Source organism: Streptomyces sp. NPDC057877, from assembly GCF_042796855.1.
Classification (GTDB): domain Bacteria; phylum Actinomycetota; class Actinomycetes; order Streptomycetales; family Streptomycetaceae; genus Streptomyces.
On record NZ_JBHVMS010000005.1, the window covers coordinates 354488 to 369374 of the forward strand.

Here is a 14887-nt window from a genome sequence, read left to right on the forward strand (position 1 = left end):
CGAAGGGCGTCCGCTCGATGAGCGGACGCCCTTCGCGTTCTCGCGTCCTTGGGTGCGACATCCGGGGGTACGCGCACGCTTGAGGGGGTTACCGCCTCACGGTGGTAACCCCCTCAAGCGTGCATGATCAAAAGCCGCTGGAGCCGCCGGGAGTGGTCAGTGACCGCCCTGCTCGTCACGGCGCCGCTGCCAGCGCTGCTCGATGCGATCCATCATGGAGCGTCGCTGGCGTCCCTGATGTCGGGACGCTCGGCCGCCGCCGCCACCGCCGCTGGGCTGCTCGCCCGGCTTGGGTGCCTTGCGCCAGCCGGTCACCGCGAGTACCGCGCAGCCGAGCATGACCAGGAAGCCCACCACGCTGAGCCAGACCTGCTTGGCGACCATTCCGGCCATGAGGAGCGCGATACCTACGAGGAAGCCCGCGACCGCCTGGTAGACCCGTCGCCGGGTGTACGTACGCAGCCCGCTTCCCTCAAGCGCTGTCGCGAACTTGGGATCTTCGGCGTACAGCGCTCGCTCCATCTGCTCGAGCATGCGCTGCTCGTGCTCTGAGAGCGGCACGGAGTCCTCCTCATCGTGCAGTCGCCGGGGCGACCCGGGGGGTCCCTTCAGGATAGGCAGGGAATCGCCCCCGTGAAACCCGCCCCTCTACGCCAATTGGCCAACCGGAATCCGCCATGGTCGGTCCGGCTCGCTGAGGATTGGATTCCCCGGCAGCCGACCCGTCATGCCGGGTGGTCTCCCTCGATCATACGGCGACTGGCCGCCGATCGGGGGGCTTGTGGCGTACTCCATGTGCAGCCAAGTCCCTGATCAGCGGCGCGCCACGGGAGGCGGGTCAGCCCTCGGCCGCCCCCTGGGTCTCACCGAGCACATGAAGCTGGGTGGCCACCGCGTGGAACGCCGGAAGCTCGGCGGCGGCGGCCTCCAGCTTCAGCAGGGCGTCGAGGGCGCCGGGCTCGGTGTCCACCAGCACCCCGGGGACGAGGTCGGCGAAGACCCGCACGCCGTGCACGGCGCCGACCCTGAGGCCCGCGCCCTCGACCAGTGCGGTGAGCTGCTCGGCGGTGAAGCGGCGCGGCATGGGGTCGCCCTCGCCCCAGCGGCCGTCGGGGTCGCCGAGGGCCTGCCGGGCCTCCGTGAAGTGCCCGGCAAGGGCGCGGGCGAGCACGGCGCCGCCGAGCCCGGCCGCGAGCACGCTGAGGACGCCTTCGGGGCGCAGGGCGGCGACCGCGTTGCGGACGCCCTCGGCCGGGTCGTCCACGTACTCCAGGACGCCGTGGCAGAGCACCGCGTCATGGCCGCCGCGCTCGACGACGTCGAACAGACCATGGGCGTCGCCCTGCACACCGCGGACCCGGTCGGCGACCCCGGCCTCGGCGGCGCGGCGCTCCAGCGCGAACAGGGCGTTCGGGCTGGGGTCGACGACGGTGACGCGGTGGCCGAGGCGGGCGACGGGCACCGCGAACTTGCCGCTGCCGCCGCCGGTGTCGAGGACGTCGAGCGACTCCCGGCCCGTGGCTTTCACCCGCCGGTCCAGGGCGTCCTGGAGGACCTCCCACACCACGGCGGTACGGAGGGAGGTTCGGGGTCGCATCGGGTCCGACACGGCAGTGACTCCTCGGCGCGGCACCGCCCTTTTCCACGGCGGAGCGAACGGTCTGCCCCGCCTCGTCCGGGAGCCGGACAGGTAGGGCTTCAGGCGCTCCCCACCCTATTGCCTCGGGCCCGCCGCCCGGGCACTCCGGTACCGGGCGCCCGAGGTCGGCGCCCGTGCCCGGTCCTGGGCGGCCCTCGGCCGGTCATCCGGCGTCCGGCATGTCCTGGGCCGGGCGGCGGGGGCCGTCCGTCTCCTCCGCGTCCTGACGGGGCTGCGGGAGGACCGGCTGGAGCACCAGCATGCGCTCGACGATGCGGACGAACATCGCCACGTCGCGTATCAGGTCGTCGGCGTCCCGGCGGCTGGCCGCGCCCTGGATGCCCGCCTCGGCCCGGGCACGGCGCCGGGCTCCGGACGCGAACAGCGCGCTCCACTCGGTCAGCTCGGGCGCGATCTCGGGGAGCACTTCCCAGGCGCTCCGGATCCTGGTCCGGCGCCGGGACGTGGGCTCCGGGCGCCCCCGTGCGGCGAGCACGGCGGCGGCGGTGCGCAGGGCGGCGAGGTGGGCCGTCGCGTACCGCTCGTTCGGGGTTTCGAGGACGGCGGCCTCGTCGAGTCCGGCGCGGGCCTGGGCGAGCAGGTCGAGCGCGGCGGGCGGGGCCGTGGCCCGGCGGAGCACGGGGTGCACATCGCTCGCCGGGCCGGTCAGTGAGGGGGCAGGGCCGGTGGCGCGGCGCCGACGGGCGGCGGCTGCGGACGAGTTGGCCATGACGAACCTCCTGTCGTCTGGGTAACGGCATGGGTGCCGTATGTGCCCATCGTGAGGTATGGCACTGACAATCCGTTCTGACCTGCGCTTTTGCCTCGATCGAAGGTTCGGGCTAGCTTTTGCACTGACCAGTCAGTTCAAAAAATGCCGCCGACACCAGAGGGGGAAGCGTGGGGGAATCGGTGCGGGGACTCGCCGTCACCGCTGAGGACTTCGGGGTGAAGGGCCCCCGCGGGTGGGCCTTCCGAGGGGTCTCCTTCACCGCGGAGCCCGGCTCGCTCATCGCCGTCGAGGGACCGTCGGGGACAGGCCGCACCTGTCTGCTGCTCGCGCTCACGGGGCGGATGAAGGCGGCCGAGGGGACGGCCGTCGTCGGCGACGCCCGGCTGCCGAAGCAACTGGCGGCCCTGCGCCGGGTCAGCGCCCTCGCCCATGTCTCCGGCGTCACGGACCTCGACCCGGCGCTCACCGTCGGGGAGCACCTGCGCGAACGGGCGCTGCTGCAGAGCCGGTTCGGTGACTCGCTGCGCGGGCTGCTGCGGCCCCGTGCCGAGCGCGCGAACGAGGCGCGGCTGCGGATCGACGCCGCCCTGGACGCGGTGGGCTTCGACCGGACGGCCCTGCCCAAGGGTTCGCGGACCGCCGTACGCGATCTGGAGCGGCTGGAGGCGCTGCGGCTGTCGATCGCGCTGGCGCTCATCGGGCGCCCCCGGCTGCTGGGGGTCGACGACACCGACCTGAAGCTCTCCGACGCCGAGCGGCGCGAGGTCTGGGCGCTGCTCGGGGCGCTCGCCGAGGCCGGGACGACGGTGGTGGCGGTGTGCAGCGAGGCCCCCGAGGGTGCCGTCGTCGTGTCCACGGCACCGGCCGCGCGCCACGACGGCACCGGCACCGGCACCGGCACCGGCACCGGCACCGGCACCGGCACCGAGCACGACGACACCGACACCGACACCGACACCGACACCGAGCACGACGACACCGACACCGACACCGAGCACGACGAAGTGAAGGAGGCCGACGATGCGCTCGCCGCTGCTCGCCGCGCTTGAGCTGCGGCGCTTCGGCCGGGGGAAGCTGCCGCGGGCCGCCCTGGTAGCGCTGTTGCTGCTGCCGCTGCTGTACGGCGCGCTGTACCTGTGGTCCTTCTGGGACCCGTACGGCAGGCTGGACCGGCTGCCCGTGGCGCTGGTGAACGACGACAGCGGCGCGACCGTCGACGGGCGGCGGGTCGAGGCGGGCGACGACATCGTCCGGGGCCTGAAGGACAGCGAGGTCTTCGACTGGCGTGAGGTGAGCGCGGCGGAGGCCCGCGCGGGGGTGGAGGACGGCCGGTACTACCTGTCGCTGACCATGCCGGAGGACTTCAGCGCGCGGATCGCGTCCAGTTCGGGGGGCTCCCCGCGGACGAGCGCGCTCCAGGTGCGTACGAACGACGCGAACAACTACATCGTCGGGCAGATCTCACGGACGGTGTTCAGCGAGGTGCGCACGGCGGCCTCCACCAAGGCGTCGCGGTCGTTCCTGGACAAGATCTTCATCTCGTTCTCGGACATCCACGGCGAGACGGTGAAGGCCGCGGACGGGGCCGACAAGCTCAAGGGCGGCATCGGCCGGGCGGAGCAGGGCTCCAAGGACCTCGCCGCCGGACTGAAGGACGCCAAGGACGGCAGCGGCTCGCTGGTGAAGGGCCTGAAGAAGCTCCACAAGGGCGCGGACGGCCTGGAGGACGGCTCCCGGAAGGTCGCGGAGGGCACCCAGAAGCTCGCCGACAAGGTCAACGGCGTCGCGGGGAAGGTGGGCCCCTTCCTCAAGGACAACGAGCGGACCATCGGGGACACCGCCCAGCTCGTCGCCGACTCGGCCGGGACGATCCGGGAGAACCTCGACACGCTGGTGAAGACGGCGCCGACCGCGGCGAAGGACGCCCGCGCGGCGTCGGACACGCTGGACGGCGTCTACGGGGCGCGCTGCGAGGACGCCGTGCTGCCCGACGCGGCCTGCGGCGATCTGGAGAAGGCCAGGGACGCGGCGGCGGACGCGGCGACGATCGCGGAGGACGTGAACACGCTGATCGCCGACCAGGACGGCGACCTGGACACCCTCGACGACCACCTCGCCACCCTGGAGAAGCAGGCCCAGGCGCTCGCCGACCGCGCGCCGCACCTGTCGGAGGACCTCGCCGACGCCGTCTCCCGGATCAACGCGCTGAACGACGGCGCCGGGAAGGTCGCCACCGGCGCCGAGGACCTGCGCTCCGGCCTCGGCACCGCCAAGACCGGCGCGGTCGACCTGGACGAGGGCGTGCGCGATCTGAAGACGGGCGCGGACGACCTCAGCGGCGGTATGTACAAGCTCGTCGACGGGTCGGTGGAACTCGCCGGGGGCCTGCACGACGGCGCCGAGAAGATCCCCGACTACGACGAGCGGGAGCGCGACGCGCGCACCGAGGTGATGGCGGACCCGGTCCAGCTCGCCGCCAGGTCCCTGCACGAGGCGCCCAACTACGGCACCGGTTTCGCCCCGTACTTCATCCCGCTGTCGCTGTGGGTGGGCGCCATGGTGGCGTACATGCTGATCGCGCCGCTGAACCGGCGGGCGCTGGCGGCCGGGGCGTCGGCCTGGCGGATCGCCCTCGCGGGCTGGCTGCCGGTGCTGGCGATCGGGGTGCTCCAGACGATGGGCCTGATGGCGGTGCTGCACTGGGCCGTCGGCCTGGAGATGGCCCGCGCGGGCGGCACGGTGGCCTTCCTGTTCCTGGTGACGGCCTGCTTCGCGGCGATCGTGCAGTGGCTGAACGCGCGCTTCGGGGCGGCGGGCCGGATCCTCGTACTGGCGCTGCTGATGCTCCAGCTGACCTCCGCGGGCGGCACCTACCCGGTGCAGACCAGCCCGGGCTTCTTCAACGCGATCCACCCCTGGCTGCCGATGAGCTACGTCGTGGAGGCCCTGCGCAGGCTGATCACGGGCGGCGGCCTGGAACCCGTCTGGCAGGCGTGCGCCGTGCTGGCCGCCTTCACCGTGGCCGCCCTCGCGCTCACCGCCCTGTCGGCCCGGGGCCGCCAGGTGTGGACGCTGGACCGGCTGCACCCGGAGCTGAGCCTGTGACCACGCCTCCCAAGCGGCCGGTACGGTCCCGGGCCGCGGCTCCTGTGAGAATCAGGGCCATGGAAAGCAGCAGCGCCACGCCGGGGGCGGGCACCCGTCGCGAGGCCACCCGGCAGAAGCTCTACGAGGCCGCCGTCACGCTCATCGCCGAGCAGGGCTTCTCCGCGACGACGGTGGACGAGATCGCCGAGCGGGCCGGGGTCGCCAAGGGCACCGTCTACTACAACTTCGCCAGCAAGTCCGTCCTCTTCGAGGAGTTGCTGCGGCACGGCGTGGGACTGCTGACCGCCTCCCTGAAGGAGGCCGCCGACCAGACCGCGCGGAGCGGCGGCACCCGGGTCGACGCCCTGGACGCGATGATCCGCGCGGGCCTCGGCTTCATCGCCCAGTACCCCGCCTTCACCCAGCTGTACGTCGCCGAGCTGTGGCGCACCAACCGCGCCTGGCAGTCCACGCTGATGGTGGTGCGCGGGCAGGTCGTCGCCGTCGTCGAGGAGGTGCTGGTCGGCGGGGTGGCGGGCGGCGAGTTCAGCGAGGAGATCGACATCCCGCTGACCGCCGCGGCACTGGTCGGGATGGTCCTGGTGGCCGCCCTGGACTGGCAGGCCTTCCAGCCGGAGCGCTCCCTGGACGACGTCCACGCGGCCCTGTCCCGGCTGCTCCAGGGCCGGGTGAGCGGCCACCGGTAGGCCCCCGCCCGGCGGTCTCGGCATACGAAAGCGCCGGTCCAGGATGTGGCCGCGTCCCCCGCGGGCCACGCCCGGACCGGCGCTCCCTCTTGCTCCCCCGTCGGGCCCTCGGTTCCCCCGTTCCCCCGTTGGGCCCCTTCGGTCGTCCCCCGAACTCCCCCGTGCCTCGCTTCCGTCGACCCGGGCCGACGGAAGGAGCGGTCCAGGGCTGGTGCCGTTCCGCCGCCCCGTGTCGGCGGTACCGGCGCCCTGCCCCTTTCCGTGCCTCCACTCTCTCGTTCTCGCAGGTCGCCGCCCATCCGCGCGCCTACTCATCTCTCGCCCTGAGTACCTGTACTCAGCCCTGGGCACTCCGTCCCGCGGCAGCCGGGCTCGTGGCGGGATTGTCAGTGGCGGCCGATAAAGTCGCAGGCATGGCACGGATTGCGGTGATCGGCGCCGGGATGGGCGCACTGGCGGCCGCTGCCCGGCTGGCCGTCGCGGGCCACCGGGTGGCGGTGTACGAGCGTACGGAGACCTACGGCGGAGCGGTGCGCCGACGGGAGCGCGACGGCTTCTCCTTCGACACCGGCCCCGGGCTGCTGCCGCTGCCCGCGGTCTACCGCGACCTGTTCCTGAAGACCGGCAAGGAGCCGCTGGAGGCCCGCGTCGAGCTGGTCCAGGTCGACCCGGCGGCGCGGCACGTCTTCGCCGACGGCACCGGGGTCGCCCTGCCCAACGCCTCGCGCGCGGGCGTCGTCGCCGCCCTGGACGAGGCACTGGGCGCCGGGACGGGCGAGCGCTGGGGCGACTTCCTGGTGCGGGCCCGGGAGGCCTGGGACCGGTCGCGCAGGCCCCTCCTGGAGGAGACGCTGTGGCCGAACTGGCAGGTGCTGGCGGACCGTGAGCCCTATCCGGCGGTGCCGCACAAGCGGCTGCTGCGCACCCGCAGGGCGAGCACCGTCGCGGAGGTGGCCGCCTGGGAGCTGCGCGACCCCCGGTTGGTCGCCCTGCTGGAGAGCCATGCCCTGGCGTACGGCCTGGACCCGCGCACGGCCCCGGCGAGCGCGGCCCTGCTGCCCTACCTGGAGCACGCCTTCGGCACCTGGTACGTCCGCGGCGGCCTGCGGGAGCTGGCCCGCGCGGTGTACGAGCGCTGTGTGGCGCGGCGGGTGGAGTTCGTCTTCGGCGCCGAGGTGGCTCGGGTGCTGGAGAAGGACGGCCGGGCGGCGGGCGTGGAGCTGGCCGACGGCACGGTGGCCGAGGCGGACTTCGTGGTCGCCGGTGTCGCCCCGGAGGTGCTGGACCGGTTTGTCTCGGGCAAGGCGGTACGGGGCGGTGGTGCGGGCGAGGTCCCGCCGCAGCGCGGGCTGCCCAGCCGTCTCACGGTGCTGCTGGCGCTGCGCGGCGGCCGTCCGGAGGGCACGGCCCACCGGACGGTGGTGCATGCGCGCGACCGGAACGCCGAGTTGGACACCCTGTTCGATACGCCGTCGGGGACGGTCGCCGACCCCACGGTGACGGTCCTGCGGCCCGACGACCCGGCGCTGGTGCCGGATGCCGGGCACGAGGCGGTGACGCTGACGTCGGTGGTCCCGGCCGAGGCGGATCAGAGCCAGGACGCCCGCGCCGACGCGATGATCAGCGCCGCGGAGCGTGTCATACCCGGCCTGCGGGACCGCGTCCTCTGGCAGGAGGTGCGCACCCCGGCCGACGTCGCGGAGGCGACCGGCGCGGTGGGCGGTGCGGTTCCGGCACCGGCGCTGGCCGCGGGCGGGGGCCGGTTGCTGCACCCGTCCAACACCACCGGTCTGCCGGGCCTGTTCACCGTCGGCGGCTGGTCGCATCCCGGCGGCGGGCTTCCGCACGCGGGCATGTCGGGCGCGCTGGTCGCCGGACTGATCGTGGAGGGGCCGGAGTTCCGCGGCTCGCGGTGACGCCGCGGAGAGGCGAAAGGGTCCTGCTGGGTCAGAAGCGGTACTGGTCGTCGTAGCCGTTGCCGGTGCCGCCCTGGGGCTGGCCGTCGCCCTGGTACGGATAGGCCTGCTCGGGCGGGACTTCGCCGCCGTAGGGGTCGTCGGTGCTGCGCTGCTGCGGGACCCAGACGCCGCCGGGCGGGGTCTCGCCGCCGTAGCCCCCGGTGGCGTACTGGTCCTGGGTGTAGCCCTGCTGGCCGTACGTCGGGTCGCCGCCGTAGCCGGTGGTGTCGTAGGAGCCGCCGCCGTAGGTCTGGGTGCCGATGTACGGGTCCGAGTAGGCGGCGTACTGCTGCTGGCCGGTGGTGTCGTAGCCGTAGGCCTGCTGGCCGTAACCGGAGTAGTCGTAGCCGTAGGTCTGGTCGGTGGCCTGGGCGGCCGTGGCGTACTGGTCCTGCGGCTGGCCCGGGGCGGCGGCGGGAGCGTCGCCGTATATGCCGTAGGAGCCGGTGTCGTCCGGCATCGGCTGCGGCTCGTAGACGGCGGTGGTCTCGGCGGCCGTGGGGTCGGCGGGGCGGGCCGGGGTGAACATGTCGTCGCGGTCGTAGCCGTCGTACGACGTCTGGTCGCGGCGGTCGTAGGAGCCGTCGTCGTAGCCGTCGCCGGACGCCTCCAGGTCCGTGACCTCCAGGGTCGGGTCCTGGTGCGCCGCCTCGCCGCGGCGGCCCTTGCCGCCACCGAAGCCGGGGCGGGCGGTGACCGCCCAACCGGCCGCGAAGCCGCGCCGGAAGGACAGGGTGACGTAGGTCTGGCCGACCGCGAACGCCATCGCGCCCACCCCGATGACCACGACGGACGTCATCAGCACGCCGACGACGACACAGAGGAAGCCCACGAACGCCAGCAGCCGCCAGCGGAGCCGCGCCTTGTACTGCAGCAGCACCTCGCCGAGCAGCCACAGCGCCACGATGCCGAACGCGATGTAGAGGACCGTCAAGCCCATGTACGCCCCTCTCCCAGTGGCCGCTACGCAGTGTGTCGTACGCCGGTGCGACCGGTCTAGGCCCGCGATGGGCGGTGCAGGCCCAGGTTTTCGTAGATTTCCAGTGTCGCCGTGGAGTTGTTGAGCGTGATGAAGTGCAGACCCGGCACTCCCTCGGCCAGCAGCCGTGCGCAGAACTCCGTAGCGAAGTCGATTGCAATGGAGCGTACAGCGGCCGGATTGTCTTTGGCTGTGAGGATCCGCTCTTTCAGCTCGGGCGGGAAGGCGGCGTTGGTGAGATAGGGCACTCGCTCCAGTGTCTTCACACTGGCGATCGGCATGATCTCGGGGATGATCGGCGTCTCGCAGCCGGTCGCCGCGACGCGGTCGCGCAGCCGCAGATAGTCCTCCGGGTGGAAGAACATCTGCGTGATCGCGTAGTCCGCGCCCGCGCGGCACTTGTCGACGAAGTGGCTGACGTCGGTGTCCCAGTCCGCGGAGCGTGGGTGCATCGCGGGGAACGCGGCGACGCCCACGCAGAAGTCACCGGAGTTCTTGATCAGTTCGACGAGTTCGGCGGCGTAGGTGAGGCCCTGGGGGTGCGGCACCCAGTCGCCCATCGGGTCGCCGGGCGGGTCGCCACGCAGCGCGAGCATGTTGCGGATCCCGGCGTCGGCGTACTGGCCGATGATGTTGCGCAGGTCGGCCACCGAGTGGTCGACGGCGGTGAGGTGGGCGATCGGGGTGAGGGTGGTGTCCGAGGCGATGCGCTCGGTCTGCTTGACGGTGCCCGCGCGGGTGGAGCCGCCAGCGCCGTAGGTCACGGAGACGAAGTCGGGTGCGACCGCCTCGACCCGGCGGAGCGCGTTCCACAGGTTTCGCTCGCCCTTCGCGGTCTTGGGGGCGTAGAACTCGAACGAATAGGTCGTCCTGCCGGTCGCGAGCATGTCGCGTACGGTCCGGGCGTGGTCCGGTCTGGTGGATGCGGTACCGAGGGCCATACGGGCAGGTTAGCCAGGGGGCGGGGCTCACCCAACCGGAGTCTGAAAATATGCCCGATTTGTCGCGATGTTGTCCGCCCCTTGGACAGGCCGGGGGATCGAACAGCGGATCTACGCCGCGCGCAGCCGCTTCGCGAACTCCGCCGCCGCGGCACCCGGGTCGTCGGCCTCGGTGATGGCCCGTACGACGACGACGCGGCGGGCGCCCGCCGTGAGCACCTCGTCGAGATTGCCGAGGTCGATGCCGCCGATGGCGAACCAGGGGCGGTCGGTGCCGAGCGCGGCCGTGTGCCGGACCAGGTCGAGGCCGGGGGCGTGGCGGCCGGGCTTGGTGGGGGTGGGCCAGCAGGGGCCGGTGCAGAAGTAGTCCACGCCGTCCTGGACGGCCGCGGCGGAGGCCTCGGACTCGGCGTGGGTGGAGCGGCCGATCAGCACCTCGTCGCCGAGGAGGGCGCGGGCCGCCGGGACCGGGAGGTCGCCCTGGCCGAGGTGGAGCACGTCGGCCGTGGCGGCGTGGGCGACGTCCGCGCGGTCGTTGACCGCGAGGAGTCTGCCGTGCCGGGCGCAGGCCTCGGCGAAGACCGCCAGGTGCTCCAGCTCCTCGGCGGCCTCCATGCCCTTGTCGCGCAGTTGCACGATGTCGACGCCGCCCGCCAGGACCGCGTCCAGGAACTCGGGCAGGTCGCCCTGGCGCTTGCGGGCGTCCGTGCACAGGTAGAGCCGGGCGTCGGCGAGCTGTTCGCGGGCGGTGGCGGCGGGCATACGTGTTCCCCCGTGGTCGGTGGTGTACGGGCCGCGGGGCTGCCGTGGCCCGTACACCGGGCTGCTGGTCGGATCAGACGGCGAGCGCCTGGGCGCGGCGCTTCACCTCCGTTCCGCGATTCTCGCTCAGGGCCTGCGCGGGGGTGCCGGGCAGGCTCTCGTCGGGGGTGAACAGCCACTCGAGCATCTCTTCGTCGGTGAAGCCGTCGTCCCGCAGGAGCGTCAGGGTTCCGGACAGGCCCTTGACGACCCGGTCCCCGTCGATGAAGGCGGCGGGGACGTGCAGCGCACGGTTCTCGCCACGCCGTACGGCGATGAGCTGGCCTTCCTTCACCAGCTGCCGCACGCGCGTCACCTCGACATCGAGCATCTCCGCGATGTCGGGCAGCGTGAGCCAGGCGGGGACGAGAGCATCGATCTTTGCGTCAATCTCGGTCACGCGAACAAGCCTGCCATCCCCCACTGACAGTCGGAAGTCAGCCCCGCCCACCTGGGGGGACGCGGGGGCGCACGGGGCCGCTCGCGCGGGCGGGCGGGGCGTGGGGGCGCCCACGTGGCCGGAAGCGGGCGTGGGGGCGCCCACGTGGCCGCAAGCGGAGGTGGGGGCGCCACGTGGCCGGAAGAAGCGGAGGTGGGGGTGGGCGCGGCAGGTCGGGGACGGCCACCAGGACGGGCGGCGCCCGGCGGGGAAGCACGACCCGGGGCGCACCTCGGCCGGTAGGTACCGGTGTGGTCGCCCCGCGCGCCCCGCGCGCACGAGGCACAACGCACGGGGCGGGAGCACAGCGCAGGGCGCGGGAGCACAGGACACGGCGCGGGAGCACAGGACACGAGCGCGAGCGCGCACGGGCCGGGGCCGGGCAGCCCCGGGGCCGGGCAGCCGGGGCCGGGCAGCCGGGGCCGGGCAGCCGGGGCCGGGCAGCCGGGCCCGCGGGCCGGTGGCTACGCGGTCGCCGACTTCAGTGGGCGGGCCGGGTCCGTGAGGAGCGTGGGGTTCATTCGGGCGCCCGACTCGATCAGGCGTCTGCCCTGGGCCAGGTCCCTGGGACGGCCCACGGCCAGGAGGGCGGTCAGGCGGTCGCCGCGGAGCCAGCAGACCGTCCAGGCGGGGCCGGAGGGGTCGCCGCGCCAGACGGTGGTGTCGGCGGCGGGGTGGTGCCCCGCGTACTGGACGAAGCGGCCGAACTGCTCGGACCAGAAGTACGGCACCGGGTCGTAGTCGGCGGGGGCCTCGCCGAGGATGTCCGCGGCGACGGTGCGGGGGCCCTGGAGGGCGTTGTCCCAGTGGTGGACGAGGAGACGCTCGCCGTACCGTCCCGAGGGGAAGGACGCGCAGTCGCCGACCGCGTACACGTCCGGGGCCGAGGTGCGCAGCCCGGCGTCGGCCACCACCTCGCCCCACGTGCCCAGCTCGATGCCGGACCCGGCGAGCCAGGCGGTGGCGGGGCGGGCGCCGATGCCGACGACCACGGCGTCCGCGGGCAGCCGGGTGCCGTCGTCGAGGACCACGACGCCGGGTTCGATGTGCGCCACGCGCGCGTGGGTGCGCAGGACGGCCCCGCTGTCGGCGTACCAGGCCGCCATGGGCACGGCCACCTCGGCGGGCAGCGAGCCCGCGAGCGGGCGGTCCGCGGCCTCCACGACCGTCACGGCGCAGCCCGCCTCGCGCGCCGCGGTGGCGAACTCGGCGCCGATCCAGCCCGCGCCGACGATCACGATGTCACGCTGCCGGGCGAGCACCGGCCGCAGCCGCTCGGCGTCGTCCAGGGTGCGCAGCAGATGCACCCCGGGCACGCCCTCCGTGCCCGGCAGCCGGACCGGTTCCGCGCCGGTGGCGACGACCAGGACGTCGTAGGGGACCGGCCCGGCCCCGGTGTCCAGCTCGTGGTCGGCGGGGCGCACGCCCGCCACCTCGCGGCCCAGCCGCAGCTCGATGCCGAGCGCCTCGAAGTCGACGTCGAAGGCGGAGCCCTCGGCCGTGCCGAGCAGCACGGCCTTGGACAGCGGCGGCCGGTCGTAGGGCTGGTGCGGCTCCGCGCCGATCAGCGTCACGGTGCCGGTGAAGCCCTGTTCGCGCAGGGCGACCGCGGTCTGCACCCCGGCCATGCCCGCGCCCACGACGACCACGCGCCGTGGCGTGGACCCTCCCCGTGCCTGCGTCTGCTCGCTCACCTGATCACCATAGACAACTGACGAAAAGTCAGTCATGGGGCGGGCTCGGTGACCTGCTCCACCACACTGGTGCCGCTGCCCTCCTGCGACTCCCACTCCCAGGCCTCCTCCAACCGCACCCGCCCGTCGGGCAGTTCCACGACCGTCGACACACAGTGCCCCGACGACGTGGTGCCGTCCTGCTTGAGCTGCACGTACCGGAAGTCCAGCCGGTCACCTGCCCGGGTCCCCACCAGATGGCCGCGTACGACGTCGCCGCCCGCGTACTCCGCCCAGATCTCGCCCTCCTTCTCGTGGTACGTGAACCGGGTCCGGGTGCCGACCTGACCTGGGGCCTGGTCGGCGACCGGGGCGAGGACGAGGCCGTCGAGCGAGCGCGGCATGGCGGAGGCTCCCTTACAGAGACGTCGCGGCAACAGCTAGGGTGGTGGCCAACGTAAAGCACTCGCGGGAGCCCGGACGCACCGGGCTGAGAGGGAGGCTGGCGGCCTCCGACCGTACGAACCTGATCCGGGTCATGCCGGCGAAGGGAGGGGCTGGACGCCCATGTCGCGTACGTCAGACGTCCTTGTCATCGGGGGCGGAGTCATCGGCCTCGTCACCGCGTGGCGAGCCGCACAGCGCGGGCTCACCACCGCGGTGGTGGATCCGGAACCGGGCGGCGGAGCCGCACAGGTGGCGGCCGGAATGCTGGCCGCCGTCACGGAACTGCACTACGGCGAGCAGACCCTGCTCGGGCTCAATCTCGCCTCCGCCCGCCGCTATCCCGACTTCGCGGCCGAACTCACCGAACTCACCGGCCACGACGTCGGCTACCGCCGCAGCGGCACCCTCGCCGTCGCGCTGGACACCGACGACCGGGCCCACCTGCGCGAACTGCACGCCCTGCAACGCCAGTCGGGGCTGGAGTCCGAGTGGCTGTCCGGGCGGGACTGCCGCCGTCTGGAGCCGATGCTCGCGCCGGGCGTGCGCGGCGGGCTGCGGGTGGACGGTGACCACCAGATCGACCCCCGGCTCCTCTCGACGGCTCTCGTGGCCGCCTGCGAGCGGGCGGGCGTGGTCTTCCGCCGGGCCTGGGCCGAACGGCTCACCGTCGTACGGGAGCGGGCCACCGGTGTGCTCACGCGGGACGGCGATCAGCTCACCGCCGAGCAGGTCGTGCTGGCCGCGGGGAGCCTCAGCGGACGCCTCGCGGGCGTTCCCGACGCCGTACTGCCGCCCGTGCGGCCCGTGAAGGGGCAGGTGCTGCGGCTGGCCGTGCCGGAGCGGTACGCGCCGTTCCTCAGCCGCACCGTCCGCGCGATGGTCCGCGGCAGCCATGTCTACCTGGTGCCGCGCGAGAACGGCGAACTGGTCGTCGGCGCCACCAGCGAGGAACTCGGCTGGGACACCTCGGTCACCGCGGGCGGCGTGTACGAGCTGCTGCGCGACGCGCACGAGCTGCTGCCCGGGATCACCGAGCTGCCCCTGACGGAGACCCGCGCGGGACTGCGCCCCGGCTCCCCGGACAACGCGCCGCTGCTCGGCCCGACCGCGCTCGACGGGCTGCTGCTGGCCACCGGGCACTTCCGCAACGGCGTGCTCCTCACCCCGGTCACCGGCGACGCCATGGCGCACGTCCTGGCCACCGGCGAGCTGCCCGAGGTGGCCCGGCCCTTCACCCCCCAGCGCTTCACCGGAACCCCGGCCCTCATGGAGCAGCCCGCATGAACATCTCCGTCAACGGAGAGCCCCGGCACATCGCGCCCGGCACGGCTCTCGACGCCCTCGTCAGCACGCTCACCGCGGCGCCCTCCGGAGTGGCCGCCGCCCTCAACGAAACCGTCGTCCCGCGCGCGCAGTGGTCCACCACGCCGCTGGCCGAGGGCGACCGCGTCGAAGTCCTCACCGCCGTCCAAGGAGGCTGACC

15 protein-coding genes and 1 riboswitch are annotated in these 14887 nt (G+C 73.6%); of the genes, 6 read left to right on the forward strand and 9 right to left on the reverse strand.

The features are described 5' to 3' along the window. Window positions 1–156: 156 nt before the first annotated feature. From ACFVQG_RS16635 to ACFVQG_RS16645, 3 genes are all read right to left on the reverse strand, one after another. A complete protein-coding gene (locus ACFVQG_RS16635; RefSeq protein WP_383382675.1) occupies window positions 157–561 on the reverse strand; it encodes a DUF3040 domain-containing protein in 405 nt (134 codons plus the stop codon). A 277-nt stretch (window positions 562–838) separates the two neighbouring features. Further along, on the reverse strand, window positions 839–1609 hold the full coding sequence (locus ACFVQG_RS16640; RefSeq protein ID WP_383382676.1) for a methyltransferase: 771 nt from the start codon (window positions 1607–1609) through the stop codon (window positions 839–841). Window positions 1610–1802: 193 nt separating this feature from the next. Further along, window positions 1803–2369 carry an SAV_6107 family HEPN domain-containing protein gene (locus ACFVQG_RS16645; RefSeq protein ID WP_383382679.1) on the reverse strand — a complete coding sequence of 189 codons (567 nt, stop codon included), beginning with the start codon at window positions 2367–2369 and terminating at the stop codon, window positions 1803–1805. A gap of 170 nt (window positions 2370–2539) precedes the next feature. Between ACFVQG_RS16645 and ACFVQG_RS16650 the strand changes: the two genes are divergently transcribed. From ACFVQG_RS16650 to ACFVQG_RS16665, 4 genes are all read left to right on the forward strand, one after another. Then, window positions 2540–3421 (forward strand): ATP-binding cassette domain-containing protein, encoded by an 882-nt coding sequence (locus tag ACFVQG_RS16650; protein ID WP_383382682.1) that lies wholly within the window; start codon window positions 2540–2542, stop codon window positions 3419–3421. After that, complete coding sequence (locus ACFVQG_RS16655; protein WP_383382685.1) at window positions 3393–5477, forward strand: YhgE/Pip family protein; 2085 nt, start codon at window positions 3393–3395, stop codon at window positions 5475–5477. The genes ACFVQG_RS16650 and ACFVQG_RS16655 overlap by 29 nt, the downstream gene beginning before the upstream one ends. Window positions 5478–5536: 59 nt before the next feature. Beyond that, the gene (locus tag ACFVQG_RS16660; RefSeq protein WP_383382688.1) at window positions 5537–6166 is read left to right on the forward strand and encodes a TetR/AcrR family transcriptional regulator; all 630 of its coding nucleotides are present in this window, start codon (window positions 5537–5539) and stop codon (window positions 6164–6166) included. Between the two features lie 413 nt (window positions 6167–6579). Then, window positions 6580–8082 carry a phytoene desaturase family protein gene (locus tag ACFVQG_RS16665; RefSeq protein ID WP_383382691.1) on the forward strand — a complete coding sequence of 501 codons (1503 nt, stop codon included), beginning with the start codon at window positions 6580–6582 and terminating at the stop codon, window positions 8080–8082. 31 nt (window positions 8083–8113) lie between these two features. Here the strand turns inward: ACFVQG_RS16665 and ACFVQG_RS16670 are convergent, their stop codons facing one another. The 6 genes from ACFVQG_RS16670 to ACFVQG_RS16695 form a co-directional block, all read right to left on the reverse strand. Beyond that, complete coding sequence (locus ACFVQG_RS16670) at window positions 8114–9064, reverse strand: hypothetical protein (protein WP_383382694.1); 951 nt, start codon at window positions 9062–9064, stop codon at window positions 8114–8116. 56 nt (window positions 9065–9120) lie between these two features. After that, window positions 9121–10044 (reverse strand): methylenetetrahydrofolate reductase [NAD(P)H], encoded by a 924-nt coding sequence (gene metF / locus ACFVQG_RS16675; RefSeq protein WP_383382697.1) that lies wholly within the window; start codon window positions 10042–10044, stop codon window positions 9121–9123. A gap of 111 nt (window positions 10045–10155) precedes the next feature. Beyond that, entirely contained in the window at window positions 10156–10806 is a 651-nt protein-coding gene (thiE, locus tag ACFVQG_RS16680; protein ID WP_383382700.1) for a thiamine phosphate synthase, read from the reverse strand. A 73-nt stretch (window positions 10807–10879) separates the two neighbouring features. After that, window positions 10880–11245 (reverse strand): Rv2175c family DNA-binding protein, encoded by a 366-nt coding sequence (locus tag ACFVQG_RS16685; RefSeq protein ID WP_210918985.1) that lies wholly within the window; start codon window positions 11243–11245, stop codon window positions 10880–10882. 503 nt (window positions 11246–11748) lie between these two features. Next, window positions 11749–12978 (reverse strand): NAD(P)/FAD-dependent oxidoreductase, encoded by a 1230-nt coding sequence (locus ACFVQG_RS16690; protein ID WP_383382703.1) that lies wholly within the window; start codon window positions 12976–12978, stop codon window positions 11749–11751. 32 nt (window positions 12979–13010) lie between these two features. Then, window positions 13011–13361, reverse strand: coding sequence for a hypothetical protein (locus ACFVQG_RS16695; protein WP_383382706.1), 351 nt, complete (start codon window positions 13359–13361; stop codon window positions 13011–13013). A gap of 54 nt (window positions 13362–13415) precedes the next feature. Further along, window positions 13416–13527: riboswitch (TPP riboswitch) on the forward strand. On the opposite strand from ACFVQG_RS16695, the gene thiO reads away from it, so the two are divergent. Together thiO and thiS are read left to right on the forward strand one after the other, a co-directional pair. Next, window positions 13525–14688 (forward strand): glycine oxidase ThiO, encoded by a 1164-nt coding sequence (gene thiO / locus ACFVQG_RS16700; RefSeq protein WP_383382709.1) that lies wholly within the window; start codon window positions 13525–13527, stop codon window positions 14686–14688. Its footprint overlaps the riboswitch before it by 3 nt. Then, on the forward strand, window positions 14685–14885 hold the full coding sequence (gene thiS / locus ACFVQG_RS16705) for a sulfur carrier protein ThiS (RefSeq protein ID WP_383382711.1): 201 nt from the start codon (window positions 14685–14687) through the stop codon (window positions 14883–14885). The genes thiO and thiS overlap by 4 nt, the downstream gene beginning before the upstream one ends. The last annotated feature ends 2 nt before the right edge of the window (window positions 14886–14887 follow it).

Coding starts and splice junctions, on each gene's coding strand:
- ACFVQG_RS16645 (WP_383382679.1), bottom strand. CDS start 2,369: ATGGCCAACTCGTCCGCAGCCGCCGCCCGTCGGCGCCGCGCCACCGGC.
- ACFVQG_RS16655 (WP_383382685.1), top strand. CDS start 3,393: ATGCGCTCGCCGCTGCTCGCCGCGCTTGAGCTGCGGCGCTTCGGCCGG.
- ACFVQG_RS16660 (WP_383382688.1), top strand. CDS start 5,537: ATGGAAAGCAGCAGCGCCACGCCGGGGGCGGGCACCCGTCGCGAGGCC.
- ACFVQG_RS16665 (WP_383382691.1), top strand. CDS start 6,580: ATGGCACGGATTGCGGTGATCGGCGCCGGGATGGGCGCACTGGCGGCC.
- ACFVQG_RS16670 (WP_383382694.1), bottom strand. CDS start 9,064: ATGGGCTTGACGGTCCTCTACATCGCGTTCGGCATCGTGGCGCTGTGG.
- metF (WP_383382697.1), bottom strand. CDS start 10,044: ATGGCCCTCGGTACCGCATCCACCAGACCGGACCACGCCCGGACCGTA.
- thiE (WP_383382700.1), bottom strand. CDS start 10,806: ATGCCCGCCGCCACCGCCCGCGAACAGCTCGCCGACGCCCGGCTCTAC.
- ACFVQG_RS16695 (WP_383382706.1), bottom strand. CDS start 13,361: ATGCCGCGCTCGCTCGACGGCCTCGTCCTCGCCCCGGTCGCCGACCAG.
- thiO (WP_383382709.1), top strand. CDS start 13,525: ATGTCGCGTACGTCAGACGTCCTTGTCATCGGGGGCGGAGTCATCGGC.
- thiS (WP_383382711.1), top strand. CDS start 14,685: ATGAACATCTCCGTCAACGGAGAGCCCCGGCACATCGCGCCCGGCACG.